The 17495-nt window shown below is 38.2% G+C and carries 14 protein-coding genes; 13 read left to right on the top strand and 1 reads right to left on the bottom strand.

Going from position 1 to position 17495, the window contains the following annotated elements; translation table 11 throughout:
- Window positions 1–135 precede the first annotated feature (135 nt).
- The 6 genes from Q1R07_RS14000 to Q1R07_RS13975 all read left to right on the top strand — a co-directional run bounded on the left by Q1R07_RS14000 (window position 136) and on the right by Q1R07_RS13975 (window position 10097).
- Window positions 136–3261 carry a SusC/RagA family TonB-linked outer membrane protein gene (locus Q1R07_RS14000; RefSeq protein WP_300491445.1) on the top strand — a complete coding sequence of 1042 codons (3126 nt, stop codon included), beginning with the start codon at window positions 136–138 and terminating at the stop codon, window positions 3259–3261.
- Between the two features lie 11 nt (window positions 3262–3272).
- On the top strand, window positions 3273–4751 hold the full coding sequence (locus Q1R07_RS13995) for a SusD/RagB family nutrient-binding outer membrane lipoprotein (RefSeq protein WP_300491443.1): 1479 nt from the start codon (window positions 3273–3275) through the stop codon (window positions 4749–4751).
- A 29-nt stretch (window positions 4752–4780) separates the two neighbouring features.
- Window positions 4781–5560 carry a hypothetical protein gene (locus tag Q1R07_RS13990; RefSeq protein WP_300491441.1) on the top strand — a complete coding sequence of 260 codons (780 nt, stop codon included), beginning with the start codon at window positions 4781–4783 and terminating at the stop codon, window positions 5558–5560.
- A 16-nt stretch (window positions 5561–5576) separates the two neighbouring features.
- A complete protein-coding gene (locus tag Q1R07_RS13985; RefSeq protein WP_300491438.1) occupies window positions 5577–6605 on the top strand; it encodes a hypothetical protein in 1029 nt (342 codons plus the stop codon).
- Window positions 6606–6741: 136 nt separating this feature from the next.
- Window positions 6742–8652 (top strand): putative porin, encoded by a 1911-nt coding sequence (locus Q1R07_RS13980; RefSeq protein ID WP_300491436.1) that lies wholly within the window; start codon window positions 6742–6744, stop codon window positions 8650–8652.
- A gap of 83 nt (window positions 8653–8735) precedes the next feature.
- Window positions 8736–10097 (top strand): pyridoxal-phosphate dependent enzyme, encoded by a 1362-nt coding sequence (locus Q1R07_RS13975; protein ID WP_300491434.1) that lies wholly within the window; start codon window positions 8736–8738, stop codon window positions 10095–10097.
- Window positions 10098–10229: 132 nt separating this feature from the next.
- Here Q1R07_RS13975 and Q1R07_RS13970 read toward each other — a convergent pair whose 3' ends face one another.
- Window positions 10230–11918 carry a PNGase F N-terminal domain-containing protein gene (locus Q1R07_RS13970; protein WP_300491432.1) on the bottom strand — a complete coding sequence of 563 codons (1689 nt, stop codon included), beginning with the start codon at window positions 11916–11918 and terminating at the stop codon, window positions 10230–10232.
- Window positions 11919–11980: 62 nt separating this feature from the next.
- Here Q1R07_RS13970 and Q1R07_RS13965 point away from each other — a divergent pair, with 62 nt between their 5' ends.
- From Q1R07_RS13965 to raiA, 7 genes are all read left to right on the top strand, one after another.
- Window positions 11981–13252, top strand: coding sequence for a DUF2851 family protein (locus Q1R07_RS13965; protein WP_300491430.1), 1272 nt, complete (start codon window positions 11981–11983; stop codon window positions 13250–13252).
- Window positions 13253–13292: 40 nt separating this feature from the next.
- Window positions 13293–13520 (top strand): PspC domain-containing protein, encoded by a 228-nt coding sequence (locus tag Q1R07_RS13960; protein ID WP_211089520.1) that lies wholly within the window; start codon window positions 13293–13295, stop codon window positions 13518–13520.
- A gap of 6 nt (window positions 13521–13526) precedes the next feature.
- A complete protein-coding gene (locus Q1R07_RS13955) occupies window positions 13527–14408 on the top strand; it encodes a helix-hairpin-helix domain-containing protein (protein WP_300491428.1) in 882 nt (293 codons plus the stop codon).
- Window positions 14409–14424: 16 nt separating this feature from the next.
- Window positions 14425–15567, top strand: a complete 1143-nt coding sequence (locus Q1R07_RS13950) for an acyl-CoA dehydrogenase family protein (protein WP_136402303.1) — start codon at window positions 14425–14427, stop codon at window positions 15565–15567.
- A 215-nt stretch (window positions 15568–15782) separates the two neighbouring features.
- Window positions 15783–15977: a 30S ribosomal protein S21 gene (gene rpsU, locus Q1R07_RS13945; RefSeq protein ID WP_136402304.1), complete on the top strand. Its 195-nt coding sequence runs from the start codon at window positions 15783–15785 to the stop codon at window positions 15975–15977.
- Between the two features lie 74 nt (window positions 15978–16051).
- A complete protein-coding gene (locus tag Q1R07_RS13940; RefSeq protein ID WP_300491424.1) occupies window positions 16052–16960 on the top strand; it encodes a tyrosine-type recombinase/integrase in 909 nt (302 codons plus the stop codon).
- A gap of 19 nt (window positions 16961–16979) precedes the next feature.
- The gene (gene raiA, locus Q1R07_RS13935; protein ID WP_136402306.1) at window positions 16980–17282 is read left to right on the top strand and encodes a ribosome-associated translation inhibitor RaiA; all 303 of its coding nucleotides are present in this window, start codon (window positions 16980–16982) and stop codon (window positions 17280–17282) included.
- The last annotated feature ends 213 nt before the right edge of the window (window positions 17283–17495 follow it).

Raw genomic sequence — 17495 nt, 5'->3', positions numbered from 1 at the left:
GGACTTTATTTGATATAGTGTATTTTCAAATGGCTTTTTTTAACACAAATAAAATGCTATAATTCCTATATTATATTTGTTTATTTAAGAAATTATTAAGAAGTTTGCGGAATAACTAACTCAAATAAATTTAATATGAGATCGAAGTTTAAATGGATTTTTACGCTTTTACTAGCGTTTTCGATGCAGTTTTCGTTCGCACAACAGGAGAAAACTGTTACAGGTACAGTGACCGAGGGAGGTTTACCGTTACCTGGTGTTAGTGTTGTTATTAAAGGAACAACACAAGGCACACAAACTGATATGGATGGTAATTATTCCATCAAAGCCAAACAAGGACAAGTGTTAGTGTATACATTTGTTGGAATGGAGACTTCTTCTGTAACGGTTGGAGCTTCAAACAAGGTTAATGTTGCTTTGCAATCGCAGGCAAAACAATTAAACGAAGTTGTTGTTGGAGCTTTAGGTATCAAAAAGAGACAGGATGCAATCACTTCAGCTAACCAGGTTGTTAAATCGAAAGAGTTAACACAGGCAGCTTCTCCGAATGCGATTCAGTCATTAACAGGTAAAGTATCTGGTTTACAGATTAACCAGACAAACTCTGCTGTTGATGCAACTTCAAGAATCGTTATCCGTGCTCCTAAGTCAATTACACAAAACAACCAGGCGTTGGTTGTAATTGATGGAGTTATCTCTACTGCTACTGCATTACAGCAGTTGCCAACTGAGGCTATTGAGTCAGTTAATACAATTAAAGGTTCTCAAGGAGCTGCGTTGTATGGATCTGATGGTGTTAACGGGGTGTTAATCGTTACAACTAAAAAAGGATCAACTCAAGGTCAGAAAATGACAATCTCTGTGAACTCATCAATTGACTTCTCTACAGTTGCTTACCTTCCGGAAAGACAAACAAGATACGGACAAGGATGGGATGGACAACACTATTCTTATGAGAATGGTACTTGGGGACCAGAATTTGATGGTTCTATCCAGCCTACAGGTTTGCCACAGGCAGACGGAAGCTTCTTAATGTTGCCTTACCGTTCTTTAGGAAGTGATAATATCAAGAAATTCTTCAAAACTGGAGTGTTAACACAAAATGGTGTTTCATTATCTTCAGGAAACGAGGATGGATACCTTTTCTTTACAGCTAACAAATTAAGAAACGAGTTTATCGTTCAGGATGACGTTTTGGATAGAACAAACTTCCAATTCAAAGCTGGTAAAAAAATCGGAAGATGGAATGTTGAGGGGAATGCTCAATATACTACACAAGAGTCTAGAACTACAAGTTCAAGTTTATACTATGATTTATTACAAACGCCAACAAACGTTCCAATCGAAATGTTTGAAAACGGAGGTAACTTACATGGATATAGCTACTATATGAGAAACCCTTACTGGGTGCGTGATAACGTAAGAAATCAATCGAATGCAGACGTTTTCAACGGAATTGGAAAAATTGGTTTTGAAGTAAACAAAAACATCAATATTTCATACACTGCAGGTGTTAACCTTTCTAGTACTAAAACGTTAGGTTATACAAATGATTATGTTGATCCATACCGTTACGGAAATGGTAACCAGTCAGTTATTTCTTCATTGTCTACATCAAACGGTTCTACAAGAAGATTGTATGCTGATTTATTGATCAACTTTGATTATGATTTAACAAAAGATTTTAACTTAAAAGTTAACATTGGTAACAACGTACAAGATGTTTATGCTACTTCAACTGGAGCATCAGGATCTCAGTTAGCAATCCCTGGATTATACAATATCGCTAACGTATCAAGCGTACCGAATGCTACAAACTCATTCGCTAGATCAAGAAGATTTGCATTCTTTGGAAACGTTGACTTAGGTTATAAAGATTATTTATTCTTGAACTTAACAGGAAGAAATGAGTGGGTATCTTTCTTAGATAAATCTAACAACAATTTCTTCTATCCATCTGCTGGTTTATCTTTCATTCCTACAAAAGCGTTTGAATCATTAAAAGATAACAACATTCTTTCTTATGCTAAAATTACAGCGAGTATTGTAAAAGTTGGTAGTGCGAATGGTGTTGCTGCTTATGATATCAATAACTTATATGTTAGAAGTACAGGTTATCCATTCAATGGAATTAACTCTTATGTACCAAACCAACAGCCAACACTTCTTTACAACTCAAGAACGAATCCTTATATCAAGCCAGAGTTCTACGTTACTAAAGAGGCGAGTTTAAACTTAGGTTTCTTAAAAGATAGAATTACTTTAGATGTAGCAGGTTATTTAAGTGATAATACTGATTTGATCACAACAACAAGTGCTTCTTACGCTTCTGGTAACCCTAACTATACAACAAACATTGGTGCTACTAAAACTAAAGGTATCGAGATTGACTTAGGTATTACACCTATCAAAACTAAAGATTTCACATGGGATGCTAAATTCAGCTTCTCTAAAACGAAAACTACAGTAGAAAAAGTTGCTGACAATACAAACTCAGTAGCAATCTACTCTCCTTATGGAACTTACGGTATCTTCGCTGAAGAAGGTGAAGAATATCCAATCATCAAAGGTTTCGGATACCAAAGAGATGGAGAAGGACGTATCATCGTTGATCCAAACACTGGTAACCCACTTAAATCTACTGAGTTAATGAAGTTAGGTAAAACTACTCCAGATTACATCTTAGGTTTAAATACCTCTATTGATTTCAGAGGATTACGTTTAGCAGCTGTAATGGATTACAGAACTGGACACCAGTACTATTCAGGTACTAAAAATACATTAACTAACTTCGGTTATTTAGTTGATTCAGCTGAAAACGGAAGAGGTGGATTCATTATTCCTAACTCTTCTTACTTAGATGCTAACACTGGAACTTATGTTGCGAACAACTCTGTAGTTACAGGTGGTGGTTCTTCAATCGGAGTACAACAGTATTATGCAAACATTTATTCAAACATCGATGAGAACTACATTTTAGATGCTACTGCTTTCAGAGTACGTGAGTTATCTTTAAGCTATGCAATTCCAGCTAAAATGTTAGAAAGAACAGGTTTAACTAGCTTAAGAGTTGGTGTGAATGCGAGAAATCCATTTACAGTATTAGCTAGAGAAAACAGAGGATATGACGATCCTGAATCATCAATTAACAATGGTAATGCTGTAGGTTTAGCTTCTGGTACTAGTAATAGTGGAGCAAGTGGAACTAACCAGTATCCAAACACTAGAACTGTTGGTTTCAGTCTTAACTTAACGTTTTAATTAAAAGAAGTATGAAAAAGTACAAAATACATTTATTTTCATTAGTAGCAGCATTAGGGTTGTCCTCTTGTGACGATTACTTAGATATCAATGAGTCGCCTAACAACCCTACTTATGAAACTGTAACGCCGAACTTAGCTTTAAGTGGAGCGATCACTCAGCCTTACCGCACATTTTCTACAATGCCAAATGCATTAGGAAACTTATTTATGAACAGCTGGGGTGGAAATGTTAACTCGGTAACGGGTATTTATACTGTAGAGTTTGACTTAAATATCGATAACTCATTCTATTCAAGAATTTGGGAGAATATGTTCTTAACGACTTTAGGTTTAACAAACATCCAGAATTTCCCTGCTGATAATTACGATAACCACAAGGCTATCGCAAAAATCATGAAAACGTTCTACTTCCAGTATTTAGTAGATTTGTATGGTGATATTCCTTATTCTCAGGCGCACAATCCATTAAACACTACACCGGTTTATGATAATGCACAAACTGTTTATAGAGACTTAGTTGTACAGTTAGAGGATGCAATCGAAATGATTGATAATGCTCCTGCTGGAACAAATACAGTTGGACTGGAAGATCCTGTATTTAAAGGAAACATGACTAACTGGAAAAAATTAGCAAACACAATCAAATTAAGATTGTTGATCAGAGAATCTGGTGTTGCTGCTAGCCAGGCTTACTTAACTGCTGAGTTCGCTGAATTAGCTGGTGCTGATTTCATCACAACTGATGCTACAGTTAACCCTGGTTATTCAAATGCTAATAACGACAGACAAAACCCGTTCTATAACACATACGGATACCAAATCAACGAAACTACAGAAAGAGCTTCTTATACTTCTACTGTAGCTACGGATAACGCGATCAAATCGCTTAACGGTAGTAAATATGGTGTTCAAGATGGACGTTTATCTAGATTATTCAAACAAAATGGTGGATCTTGGGCTGGAGTTATCCAGGGACAAACGGGTATCGAAGCTCCGGACAACTTAGCAAATCTTGGTCCTGGTTTGATCAGAAATTCTGCACAGAATGGTTATATCTTTACAGCTGCTGAGAGTTATTTCTTACAGGCTGAAGCGGTGAATTATGGGTATTTACCTGGATCTGCAAAAGCTTTATTTGAAACAGGTATCCAAAAGTCATTTGATTTGTTAGGAGCTACTGGTGGTGCTGCTTATATCGCTGCTGCTAATAGTGTTAATAAAATCGGATGGGATGCAACTGCTGATAAACGTGAAGCAATCATGACTCAGAAATGGATCGCTTTAATGGGTATCAATGGTATTGAGTCTTGGATCGAGTACACAAGAACTGGTTTCCCTCAGACTGATTTAGCTTTAACAGCTACTAGAACTCACAAACCTTATCGTTTGATGTACCCGAACTCTGAGTACACTGCAAATGGTAACAACGTACCAAGTCAGTCTCAAAATGATGCATTTAATAATAAAATCTTCTGGGCATTACCATAATTGGTGATAACCTCAAAATACTATTAAATATGAAAAAAATTAAATTATTATTATTGTTTGTTGCAACTGCCGCTGTGTCGGTATCGTGTGACTTAGGCGATGAGGCACCATACTTTGGTGATTCAAGAGCTATCGTTGGATTTGCCAGAACTTCTCAAAGTAATGGAATCGTAACAGACGGAACAGATAAAACTGTTAATATGGTTATCGAACTAATCGGTGGTAACCAAAGTTTACCAGCTGATAGCGATATCGCTGTTACTTACGATTTTGATGCAACTAGTAGTACTGCTACATTAGGACATGAGTTTGATTTTGCTTCTGCTAATCATACTGCAATTATTCCTGCTGGAAGCAAATCGGTTGTAATTCCTATTACTGTTCACAGTAACAATGTTGTTGTAAATGATGATAAAACTGTTGTAATTAAACTTACAGGAGCTTCTTCTTCTAGCGCAACTGTTGTAGGATCAAACTACAGCAAATTAACAATCACTTTAGTAGGTTCTTGTTTCTCTAACTTAGCAGGGAACTATACCGCATCGTATACTTCAGGGACTTTCCCGCTTGTTGTTACTGAGATCGGAGTAGGTTCTTACAAATCTAACCTTACACCGGGTTATACACAGTACGATATGTATTTCTCTGACCTTTGTGATACTTTAACGATCACTGACTGGTACGGAAACGATACATATCCAATCTCTGGAACAGGTACAGTAGAAGCAAATGGTGATCTAAGATGGACTAGTGTTACAATCACAGGTATTTATGCAAATAGACAATACCTATTCAGAAAAGTGAACTAAATAATAATAGAGAAATATGAAAAAAAATAAAAGATATTTAAGTTCAGCTTTAGCATTGTTATTTTCAGGATTAGCGTTTGTTTCCTGTAATGATAATGATCCGGACTTTGTTTACAACGAAAAACCAGCAATTTCCCCTGAATTTTCTGCCTATACGGTAAATGAAGGTGATGCGGTTACGCTTGTACTTAAAACGAGTAAAGTTTCTAACGTTCCAATGGAAGTTAAACTGGAGGTTTTAGGAAACAGCACGGCTACTTTAGGTGATGATTTTACATTGCCTGGTTTAGAAGTAGGAGCTGAAGATGGATTAGGAACGGATGGTTTTTTAGTAACTTTCCCGGCTAACACATCTACGTATACAATTACTATTCCAACTGTCCTTGATAATGAGTATGAGCAAGATGAATTACTTGCTTTAAAACTTACAGGGGCTCACAACATGAACGGAACAATTGATCAGACTGTTAACATTACGATCAAAAACGTTGTGAAAGATGAATTAGATTTGACACTTGCTTGGGATAAAACATTCGAAGCTGGAGGTCAGACTTATTCACTTTGTGATATCGATTATGACGTAGACATCTTGGTTTTTGATACTGGTTTCAACCCTATTGGAGACGGAGCACAAACTGGTGACTGTCCAGAGCATTTAGTAATGCCTTTGGCTGATTATCCAAATGGTACTTACTTAATCGTTGGATACCTTTATGGTGATGCAGGAGTTCCTGCTGCTGGTTTACCAGAATTCAACATTCCAATCACTGTTGACTATGTAAGAGGTGGTTCTGCTACTTTACAAGCTGGTTCTTACACACAAACTACAGGATTCTTAACTTCTAACTCACAAGGTGAGAATAGTGCTGGTGCTGGAAACGGTGATGTCACTTTGATCGCTGCTGTGAAAGTAGAAAATGGTGTGTTCACGATCTTAAATCCAAATGACAATAGCATTATTGCTCAAGGTAGATCTGCATCAAACGTTAACAAAATGGCTGCTGCTTTCAAAGCAAAAGCTGGTTTGAAAAAAAACAAAAAATAATTTTTAAATAAATATATTTTTAAAGCGCCCCAATCGGGGCGCTTTTTTTTGATAAAACGATAAATTATAGCTCATTTTACAGAATAGCTGCATTATTTGTAAATTTCTAATACCTTTGCGATTCTAATATAGAATTATGAAGCATCTTTTTATAGCGGTAGTACTGTTATGTTCTTTTGCGATGTTGGGGCAGGAGCCGGTAAAGGATTCAATAAAGCCTAAAAAATCACTTCGGGGTTCGGACAATAAAACCCATTTTGCGCCAATCGATCAATATAAAATTATTACGTTGGATCGCGATACTACCTTTGTGGATACTTCATTAACCATCAAAAAGGATTATGAACTAAACTACTTGCGCAAGGATATTTTCGGATTGATGCCTTTTCCAAACGAAGGGCAAACCTATAATACACTCGACTACGGTTTGACTGCCTATAACGCTTATCCGGAATTCGGATTTAAAGCAAAGACATTTAATTTTATGCGGGCCGAGGATATTAAATACTATTCGATGCCAACGCCAATGACCGAGCTTTACTATAAATCGGTGATGGAACAGGGACAAAACCTGGACGCCTTTATCTCATTGAATACCTCTAAAAATCTGAATTTTTCCATCGGCTATAAAGGACTGCGTTCGTTGGGTAAATATGTAAACCAGCTTTCGAGTACCGGTAATTTCCGATTTATAACCAGTTATCACACCACGGATAACCGGTATAATTTAAAATTCCACGTAGCCATTCAGGATATCCTGAATCATGAAAACGGAGGTGTGAAAAACCTGGAAGAATTCGAAAACAGTATTCCGCCTTATGACGACCGTGCGCGTCTGGATGTCTATTTTAGCGACGACACCAAATCGTCACTCGAAGGAAAACGGGTGTTTTTTGATCATAGTTTCCGACTCAATAAAAATAATCCGAACAGTTTGGTCTTCCTGCATCGTTTTAATTACGAATATAAATTCTTCGATTATTCGCAACCAACCGCCAACGAACGTTTCGGTGATTCCTATACCAGTGCCATCAGTAATAAAACAAGATTTAACAGCCTCTATAATAAAGTAGGTGTAGCCTATTCCAACCAAAATGTTGGTGATCTGGAGTTTTATCTGGAAGACTATCGTTACAATTATTTTTATAACAGTACAGTTATGAATGATGATGCCTCGATTAGAGTACCAAACCGCTTAAATGACAAGATCAATTCGTATGGCGCACAATATACCTACTATAAAGACAAATGGAAAGGAACGCTGTTAGTGTCCAATTCAATAACCGACCAGTCACTGGCAAAAATTGAAGGAACGGTACGCTATAACTGGGACACGCGTAACGTTTTTACATTGCGTTTCCAAAACATGAATAAACTTCCGGATCTGAACTACAATTTATATCAGAGTGGTTATATCTTCTATAATTGGACGAACAACTTTAAAAACGAAAAAATTAAAAACGTTGAATTCGATGCCAAAACACAATGGTTGGATGCTTCGGTAAAATATAGCATATTAGATGATCATTTGTATTTTGCCGATACGAGTACCGATGCGACTCAGGTTCTCGTTTCTCCGCAACAATACGGAAATACCATCAATTACTTTTCGGTTAAAGTAGGACGTGAATTTAAAGTGGGTAAATTTGGTTTGGACAATACCTTCCTGTACCAAAAAGTTGATCAGACAGACAAAATACTAAACGTACCGGAATTTGTGACGCGTAACTCCTTATACTTTAATGATCACTATTTTTCAAAAGCCTTATACCTGCAAATGGGGGTGACGTTAAATTACTTTACAAAATATTACGCGAATACCTACAATCCGTTATTGGGTGAATTCTATATCCAACAGGAAAAAGAAATCGGAAATTTCCCAATGCTTGATTTCTTTATCAATGCCAAAATCAAACGCACGCGAATTTATTTAAAAGCAGAACATTTTAATTCCAGTTTTTCGGGCTATAAATATTATTCCGATCCGAACAACCCGTATCACGATTTTATGGTGCGTTTCGGACTGGTATGGAATTTCTTTAGTTAAGGGCGCGTTAGCAACATTTTATAATACGTCAAATTGCAATATCTTTGGCGGACAAAACATACTTTTTTAGAAATTATATACTAATGAAATACGCAAAAAACATATTGGAAACCATAGGGAACACGCCTTTGGTTCAACTAAATAAAGTAACCAAAGAAGTAGACGCTTTGGTATTGGCAAAAGTAGAAACCTTTAATCCGGGTAATTCGGTAAAAGACCGTATGGCGGTTAAAATGATCGAAGATGCGGAAGCCGACGGACGTTTAAAACCGGGTGGAACCATTATCGAAGGAACTTCCGGAAATACCGGAATGGGATTGGCTTTGGCAGCGATTGTTAAAGGTTACAAATTGATCTGTGTGATTTCGGATAAACAGTCCAAAGAGAAAATGGATATTCTTCGCGCGGTAGGGGCCAAAGTAGTGGTATGTCCTACAGACGTAGAACCAACGGATCCGCGTTCGTATTATTCGGTATCAAAACGTTTGGCCGAAGAAACACCTAATGCATGGTATGTAAACCAATACGACAACCCGTCGAATGCGATTGCACATTACGAACAAACCGGACCGGAAATCTGGGAACAAACCGAAGGGAAAATCACACACTTTGTAGTAGGTGTGGGAACCGGTGGAACCATTTCCGGCGTGGCAAAATATTTAAAAGAGAAAAACCCGAATATTAAAATCTGGGGAATCGATACCTACGGATCGGTATTTAAAAAATACCACGAAACCGGTATTTTCGATGAAAACGAAATTTACTCCTATATCACCGAAGGAATCGGAGAAGACATCCTTCCTAAAAACGTTGACTTTTCACTAATCGATGGATTTACAAAAGTAACCGATAAAGATGCCGCGGTGTATACCCGTAGAATTGCATTGGAAGAAGGAATCTTTGTAGGGAACTCTGCCGGAGCAGCGATAAAAGGACTAATCCAGTTAAAAGAGCACTTTAAACCGGAAGATGTGGTGGTAGTGTTATTCCACGATAGCGGTAGCCGATATGTTGGAAAAATGTTTAATGACGATTGGATGCGCGAAAGAGGTTTCCTTGATGAAGAAATTACAAAAGCAGAAGACTTGATCAAAGAGCATATCGACAAACCATTGGTTGTAGTGCGTACGGAAGAATTAGTATCGCATGCGATTGAAAGAATGCGCAAACACAAAATTTCTCAGATTCCGGTAATCGATGTTACGGGATTTGTAGGTTCTGTAGACGAAACGGATTTATTCCAGAGTTATGTAGCCGATAAAAATGTAGCGGATAAGCCAATCCGTGAAGTAATGGGAGCTGCTTTCCCGATTGTAAAACTGGGAACTCCGATTGACGAAGTATCAAAACTGATCAATAAAGATAATCAGGCGGTTTTGGTCGATTTAGGAAATGGAAAACACCATATCATCACCAAACACGATATTATCAATTCGATAAAATAAAGAATATACACGTTACAAACCTGACAGGTTTCCAAAACCTGTCAGGTTTAAAAAAGCGTAATTTTAAAAGCATTTTAAGCCTGTCGGTTTAAAAATAAAAAGTGCCATTTGTAATTTACAAACGGCACTTTTTTAATTTCCGATCAATACACCGGAGACATTCCAGGAGCTAAAACTGTTTCCTTCCGGTGCGCCTTGTGGAATACGAATCTGTATCGTGTGTTTACCGGCTTTCAGATCGCCCAGATCAATCATAACCGGATTGGTTACGGTTCCCGGACACCAGTTGGAACGACTGTAATCGGATGAAGACAAGCCGTTGTTAAAATTCCCCGAAGCGGGATTAAACAAACGGTACGAACCACAATCCTGTCGCCAGGGTATAAAAGCAAATACTTCCTGCTGATCCAGGAAAATCCGGTTCTTTTTAGGGACAAATTCATCACCATTTTCCCAACCGCCATGACCTGTGGTTATATAGCGAAGTTGTGCATTGGGAACAGCATTGGGTAAATCGAACGTAACCTCGAGGCCTTTGTCAGTATTAAATAGGGTCGCATAATCCTGTCCGGCCATTTCCATTACGTTGGTTGTATTAAACAGGGGTAAAACAAAACGATTGCCGGTAGCGGGTTTGTCTCCTGCATGAATCGTGATATCCAAACTGATTTTATGACCACCTTTATCATAATTTCCGATAAAAGTCCCAACCCATACGGTCTTATGGTTTAAGGCACTTTGTAGTTCCGAAATATCCTGACGATACGGGACGATCTCGTGCCATTTTTTATCTTTTAAAGCGATATGATTGTATTGTTTGATCCCAAACGGAGTAAAGAAACGCATTAATTCCAATAACGGACTATAATTAGTAGTACGAACAATACCCTGATACTGTTTTCCATTTCCGTTATCATAAACCGGAAGGGATTTTACGCCATTTTTCAAACCGTCTAAAAAGGAATGCGGCTGATCTTCCGGAATTACAAAAACGGAACCGGTGCGATCATAGGCATCACCATTGGATTGTTCCTGTAATTCGGCAAAAATCAGACTGCCGGCAGGAATCTCCGGAAAGCTTACTTTTTTCAGAATAACGGTACCATTGGCAAAACGCAGTATACTATCATTGGATTGGGACTGATCCGAAAAATTTAGAATTTCGTCTTTAAAAACGGATATCGTGGTAAACCGACTTTTCCAAAGCAAATCGCGATACGTCAGCAAGTCGGTCGTCGGGCCATTAAAGCCATGGAAAGCCATCCAACGGGGCGAGATTTTCTTTTGTTTTTCAATTGTAGTGGCGGTAATCACAAAATTATTGTTGCGCACCATTTCGAGTACCAATCCCAGATCGGCTCCCAATACGGTAGGCGCGCCTTTTACTTTTAAGTCGGTCGTAAACCAAAGCTCGATCGTATTGGAATTAACAACGGTTTTGGCTTTTCGGCATTTGTAGCCTAATAGGGTTTTGGTTTCGGAGCTAAGCGTAAATGTTTGCTGGGATAGTGCAATACTATCGGTGGTCGCAGCATTTTTATCGTTGCCTAAAAATGCCAGTTGTGTAAAACGACGATTGTTCAGATCGATAAAAGTCTGCTCGTAAGGATAAGCGGCTTTACCCGATTGAATCCTGACACTGGACAATAATGTAGTTTGATCAGTTGTCGCAAAAACCAAAATCGGATCCTGGTTTTCGAGTACTTTTCCATTTGAACTTCTCTGATAGGTGATCTTATAACCATTGGACGGAATGACATCCAATTGGGCATATAGTATTCCAAAATGTAATACTAATACGAGGGCGAATAATTTTTTCATTTTTTAGTTGGTCGAGATGCAAAGATAAATTTTTCTTAAATTAGAGATTTACTTTATACGCCATGCAGGAAATTTTTTTACACTATATCTGGCAATACCAGAAGATTACCGCATTGCCACTAAAAACAATACAAGGGGAAGCACTACAAGTCCTTAATCCCGGGCAATACCACAAAGAAGACGGGCCGGATTTTTTTAATGCTCGTTTAATTATCGGAAACCAACATTGGGGGGGTAATGTGGAAATTCATTTAAAATCGTCCGATTGGTACCATCACCGACACGAGATCAATAAAAAATACGACCATGTAATTCTGCATGTGGTCTGGGAACATGATATCGCTGTTTTCCGTCCCGACGATTCCGAAATCCCGGTATTGGTACTGAAAGACTATGTTCCGGATCAATTCTTATCGGATTATTATCGATTGATAAAAGCGAAAAACTGGATTTTCTGTGAAAAAGACCTGCTCACAATCGAACCAATTTTTTGGCTAAAATGGAAAGAACGCCTTTTTTTAGAACGTTTGGAACGAAAAGTAAAACCGATTCAGATACTGTTAAAAGAAAATAAAAACGACTGGGAAGCAACCTTGTTTTGTTGTCTGGCGAAAAGCTTCGGATTAAACAGCAATAGCGAAGCTTTTTATCAGATTGCAAGAGCTGTCCCGTTTACCATTATCCGAAAAGAACGATATGTCGCAGGCAATCTCGAAGCACTGTTTTTGGGTATGGCAGCGTTATTGGACGAAGATAAGGAGGATCGGTATTTTTGTGATCGTAAGCGAAAATGGAAGGAACTAAGGAAAAAGTACCGGTTTCATTGGAAAGGTGGTATCCCGTTGCAATTTTATAAAGTACGACCGGATAATTTTCCAACGATCCGATTGGTACAATTGGCCGGATTGTATCAAAAGCATTCGAATTTATTTGATGTTCTTATTCATTGTAATACGCTTGATGCATTTTATAAGATCTTTACTGTTGAAATGCCGGAATATTGGAATACCCATTATCGGTTTGATACGGTAAGTCCCGGAAAAGAGAAAGTCAAAAAGATAAGCATAAGTTTCCGGCAATTACTTTTTATAAACGCCATTTTGCCGCTGCGATTTTTATATGCCCGTTATCTCGGAAATGATTTTTCGGAAGAATTACTGGACATGGCACGGGAAATAGCACCGGAACGGAATGGTATTACCGACCGGTTTAAACAATTGGGAATAACGATCGAAAGTGCTTTCGATAGTCAGGCGATGTTACAATTAAAAAAAGAATATTGTAATTATAAAAGATGCCTGCATTGTGATATCGGAAAAAAGCTATTGGGATAATCAACAGGAAAAACGTATTTTTGAATCAAATTAAAAACAGATGAACCTGATCACCAACATACGTCATTTTTTTGAAAAACACGGATTTGAAGTGTCGTCACGACTTGCCGACCGTTTAGGGATGCGGGCAACGAGTGTTCGGCTGTTTTTTATTTACCTGTCGTTTTTTACGGTAGGTTTGTGGTTTGGGGTCTATCTGACGCTGGCATTCTGGCTACGCCTAAAAGATATGGTTTATACCAAACGGAGTTCCGTTTTTGACCTCTGATAAAAAATGGACAGCAACAACAAATACGGACTAAAGTATACGCGGGCGCAGCGAAGTGGTATTTTTGTATTGTTGTTGGTACTACTGGGCATACAACTTCTGATTTATTTTACCGGACAATTGCAATACACCCCTGTGACAAATCCGGAAGCCGAAAAATGGCTGTCGCAGCAAATCACAATCGACAGTCTCAAACGGGAGAATCAAACATCCAAAATCAAACTACAGCCGTTTAATCCGAATTTTATTTCCGATTATAAAGGATACATGCTGGGAATGACGGTAGCCGAAATCGATCGGTTACAGCATTTTCGCTCTCAAAATAAATATGTCAACTCGGTAGTGGAATTTCGTCAGGTTACCCAAATGGACGAAAAACGACTTGCCGAAATAGCGCCCTACTTTAAATTCCCGGATTGGGTCAATCAAAAAACACCTAAAACACAAACGGTTTCGTATCCGATAGCAAAGCGACAGGAAAAAAAAGAGTTCCGGATTGATATTAACAAAGCTACCCGCGAGGAGCTGCGAAAAATATACGGAATAGGGGAAGCCTTATCCGAACGGATTATAAAAGAAAAAGAAAAATTCGGTGCGTTTGTCAGTACAGAACAATTCCGCTATATCTGGGGATTGTCGGACGAAGTGGTCGAGCAACTGATCCGGCATTTCCCGGTACTGACTCCGCCGGAAATAACAAAGATCGATATTAATAACGCCTCGCTAAAAGAATTGGCGCAGTTTCCGTATTTCCGATACGGGATTGCAAAGCAGATGATCACCTATCGGAGTATGATTGGCCCGATAAAATCCAAAGAAGACTTAACAAAAATTAAAGAATTCCCAGTTGAAAAAGTTGATATAATTGCCTTATATTTGGATTTTTAAACAAACAAACAGCAAAATGAATTTTGAATACAATGAAACGCAAGCGATGATCGCTCAGTCGATCAGAGATTTTGCCGAACAAAACATTCGTCCTAATATTATGGAATGGGACGAAGCGCAGACTTTTCCTGTCGATTTATTCAAAAAATTAGGAGAAATGGGATTCATGGGGGTTTTAGTACCGGAAGAACTGGGCGGATCCGGTTTGGGTTACCATGAATACATTACTATTGTAGAAGAAATATCAAAAGTAGATCCTTCAATTGGTTTATCGGTAGCGGCACACAACTCGCTTTGTACCAACCATATCCTGACATTCGGAAATGAAGAGCAGAAAAAGAGATGGATTCCAAAATTAGCGACAGCCGAGTGGATTGGAGCTTGGGGATTAACTGAGCACAATACTGGTTCGGATGCGGGTGGAATGAATACCACTGCGGTTAAAGACGGTGATGAGTGGGTGATCAACGGAGCAAAAAACTTTATCACGCATGCTAAATCGGGTAATGTTGCGGTAGTAATCGTTCGTACCGGTGAAAAAGGAGATTCCAGAGGAATGACTGCTTTTGTAATCGAACACGGAACACCGGGATTCTCAAGTGGAAGAAAAGAAAACAAACTGGGAATGCGTGCCAGCGAAACGGCAGAATTGATTTTTGACAATTGTCGTATTCCGGATGCCAACCGTTTGGGAGAAGTAGGTGAAGGATTTATCCAGGCGATGAAAATTTTGGATGGCGGACGTATTTCAATTGGAGCTTTATCCTTAGGAATTGCGAAAGGAGCTTATGAAGCGGCTTTAAAATATTCGAAAGAGCGTCACCAGTTTGGAAAAGCGATCAGCGAATTCCAGGGGATTTCCTTTAAACTAGCGGATATGGCAACCGAAATTGAAGCATCGGAATTATTGCTACACAAAGCGGCGTTCCTTAAAAATAACCACAAACCGGTAACAACACTAGGAGCTATGGCTAAAATGTATGCTTCGGAAGTTTGTGTTAAGGTAGCTAATGAAGCCGTTCAGATTCACGGTGGTTATGGATATACTAAAGATTTCCCGGTTGAGAAATTCTATAGAGATTCCAAACTATGTACGATCGGAGAAGGAACCACTGAAATTCAGAAACTGGTTATCTCCAGAAATATTCTAAAAGGATAATAAATTGATCATATTGTATAAAAACCCGGTCAACAGACCGGGTTTTTTAGTACACCTGAATTACACCTGACAGGTTTTTAAAACCTGTCAGGTGTGTTTAATAACGCATATAAGGGCATTTTAGGGTGTATGTGCTTAATAAATGTTGTTTTCTGTTTTGTAATCAAAAATAAAGTTATACTTTTGCACCCATTAACGAGAGGAGGTGTTATATTATGTTGATTATACCAATTAAGGACGGAGAAAATATTGATAGAGCGTTAAAACGTTACAAAAGAAAATTCGACAAAACGGGAGTTGTTAGACAATTAAGAAGTCGTCAGGCATTCACGAAACCGTCAGTAACAAGAAGAGCTCAGATTCAAAAAGCAGCTTATATTCAGACACTAAGAGATTCTTTAGAGAATTAGTAGTTTTTGAATTTTACTATAGCCGTTAGCGGCAAAGTTTTTTTAACTTTGTTGCTAACGGTTTTTTTATTTGTATGCGAACAACTTTACAGGCCTATCAGGACTATCTTCAGAAAGAGAAAAACTACTCGCGACACACATTGACGGCTTATGTGAATGATGTGCAGTTTTTTGCGGCCTTTCTGGAAGAGCAGGGTTTTGAAGTGGCGCTGGAAAAAGTAAACTACAGTCATGTTCGATCCTGGATTGTAACGTTGGTCGAATCGGGAATGGCGACACTTTCGGTAAACCGCAAAGTGTCTTCTTTAAAGTCGTTCTATCGGTTTTTATTAAAAACAAAGCAAATAGAGGTTAATCCGCTTCAAAAACATAAGGCGTTAAAAGTGGCGCGAAAGGTTCAGATTCCGTTTTCGGAAAAAGAGCTGGATCGGGTTTTTGAAGAGTTGGGAGAAGACGATGGGTTTGAGGAAATCCGCAACCGTCTGATCGTGGAGCTTTTCTATACGTTGGGGTTAAGGCGTTCGGAATTAATAGGGTTAAAATGGGTGGATTATAATGCGTATTCGAAAACGTTAAAAGTTTTAGGGAAGCGCAATAAAGAGCGTTTGCTGCCCGTTTTGGATTGTACAGACAAATTAATTAATCGTTATCTTACGGAAAGAAAAAAGTTAATTTCGATAGTGGATAATGATTTGTTAATATTGAGCCAAAAAGGGAACAAAGTCAGTGAATCGTTTGTTTATCGATTAATAAATGATTACTTTAGTACTGTCTCTGAAAAGGTAAAAAAGAGTCCGCACGTTCTTAGGCATACCTTTGCGACGCATTTGCTGAACAATGGTGCCGATATAAATTCAGTTAAGGAATTGTTAGGACATGCTAGCTTGTCGTCGACCCAAATTTACACACACAGCAGTCTGGCTGAGTTAAAAAAAGTATACCGGGACGCGCATCCCAGAAGTCGTGATAATTCCGAAAATTAACCCATTAAAAGTTTTTATTATGAAAGTAAATGTTCAGGCTGTCAATTTTAATGTTGACAAGAAGCTAATTGGTTTTGTTCATGACAGATTAGGGAAATTAGAAAAGTACTACGACAAAGTTGTTTCTTCCGACGTGTTTTTGAAAGTTGAAAATACCAGCGATAAAGAGAATAAAATAGTGGAGGTAAAAATCAGTGTTCCTGGAGACGAATTTGTAGTGAAAAAACAAAGCAAAAGTTTTGAAGAGGCAGTCGACCTGTCTGCGGATTCTTTAGAGCGTTTATTATTAAAAAGAAAAGGTAGGATAAGAACACATATTTAAGCAACAGGATTCTTTTTGAGGACTTTATGAATTTGTTTCTAAAATAAATTTAAGAAGAAATAAAAAAAAGATGAAAAATGTTTTGATTAAAAAATAAATTCTATACATTTGCAGTCCGTTAGAAATAGCGGACTTTTTTATTACTGATGCCGGTGTAGCTCAGCTGGCTAGAGCAGCTGATTTGTAATCAGCAGGTCGTGGGTTCGAGTCCCT

The sequence above is a fragment of the Flavobacterium sp. genome, from assembly GCF_030146175.1.
Taxonomy (GTDB): Bacteria; Bacteroidota; Bacteroidia; order Flavobacteriales; family Flavobacteriaceae; genus Flavobacterium.
This window is presented reverse-complemented; position numbering and strand designations above follow the sequence as displayed.

Bases quoted from the DNA above. Each gene is read 5' to 3' on its own strand.
- Q1R07_RS14000 (WP_300491445.1), top strand. From the start codon at position 136: ATGAGATCGAAGTTTAAATGGATTTTTACGCTTTTACTAGCGTTTTCG.
- Q1R07_RS13995 (WP_300491443.1), top strand. From the start codon at position 3,273: ATGAAAAAGTACAAAATACATTTATTTTCATTAGTAGCAGCATTAGGG.
- Q1R07_RS13990 (WP_300491441.1), top strand. From the start codon at position 4,781: ATGAAAAAAATTAAATTATTATTATTGTTTGTTGCAACTGCCGCTGTG.
- Q1R07_RS13985 (WP_300491438.1), top strand. From the start codon at position 5,577: ATGAAAAAAAATAAAAGATATTTAAGTTCAGCTTTAGCATTGTTATTT.
- Q1R07_RS13980 (WP_300491436.1), top strand. From the start codon at position 6,742: ATGAAGCATCTTTTTATAGCGGTAGTACTGTTATGTTCTTTTGCGATG.
- Q1R07_RS13975 (WP_300491434.1), top strand. From the start codon at position 8,736: ATGAAATACGCAAAAAACATATTGGAAACCATAGGGAACACGCCTTTG.
- Q1R07_RS13970 (WP_300491432.1), bottom strand. From the start codon at position 11,918: ATGAAAAAATTATTCGCCCTCGTATTAGTATTACATTTTGGAATACTA.
- Q1R07_RS13965 (WP_300491430.1), top strand. From the start codon at position 11,981: ATGCAGGAAATTTTTTTACACTATATCTGGCAATACCAGAAGATTACC.
- Q1R07_RS13960 (WP_211089520.1), top strand. From the start codon at position 13,293: ATGAACCTGATCACCAACATACGTCATTTTTTTGAAAAACACGGATTT.
- Q1R07_RS13955 (WP_300491428.1), top strand. From the start codon at position 13,527: ATGGACAGCAACAACAAATACGGACTAAAGTATACGCGGGCGCAGCGA.
- Q1R07_RS13950 (WP_136402303.1), top strand. From the start codon at position 14,425: ATGAATTTTGAATACAATGAAACGCAAGCGATGATCGCTCAGTCGATC.
- rpsU (WP_136402304.1), top strand. From the start codon at position 15,783: ATGTTGATTATACCAATTAAGGACGGAGAAAATATTGATAGAGCGTTA.
- Q1R07_RS13940 (WP_300491424.1), top strand. From the start codon at position 16,052: ATGCGAACAACTTTACAGGCCTATCAGGACTATCTTCAGAAAGAGAAA.
- raiA (WP_136402306.1), top strand. From the start codon at position 16,980: ATGAAAGTAAATGTTCAGGCTGTCAATTTTAATGTTGACAAGAAGCTA.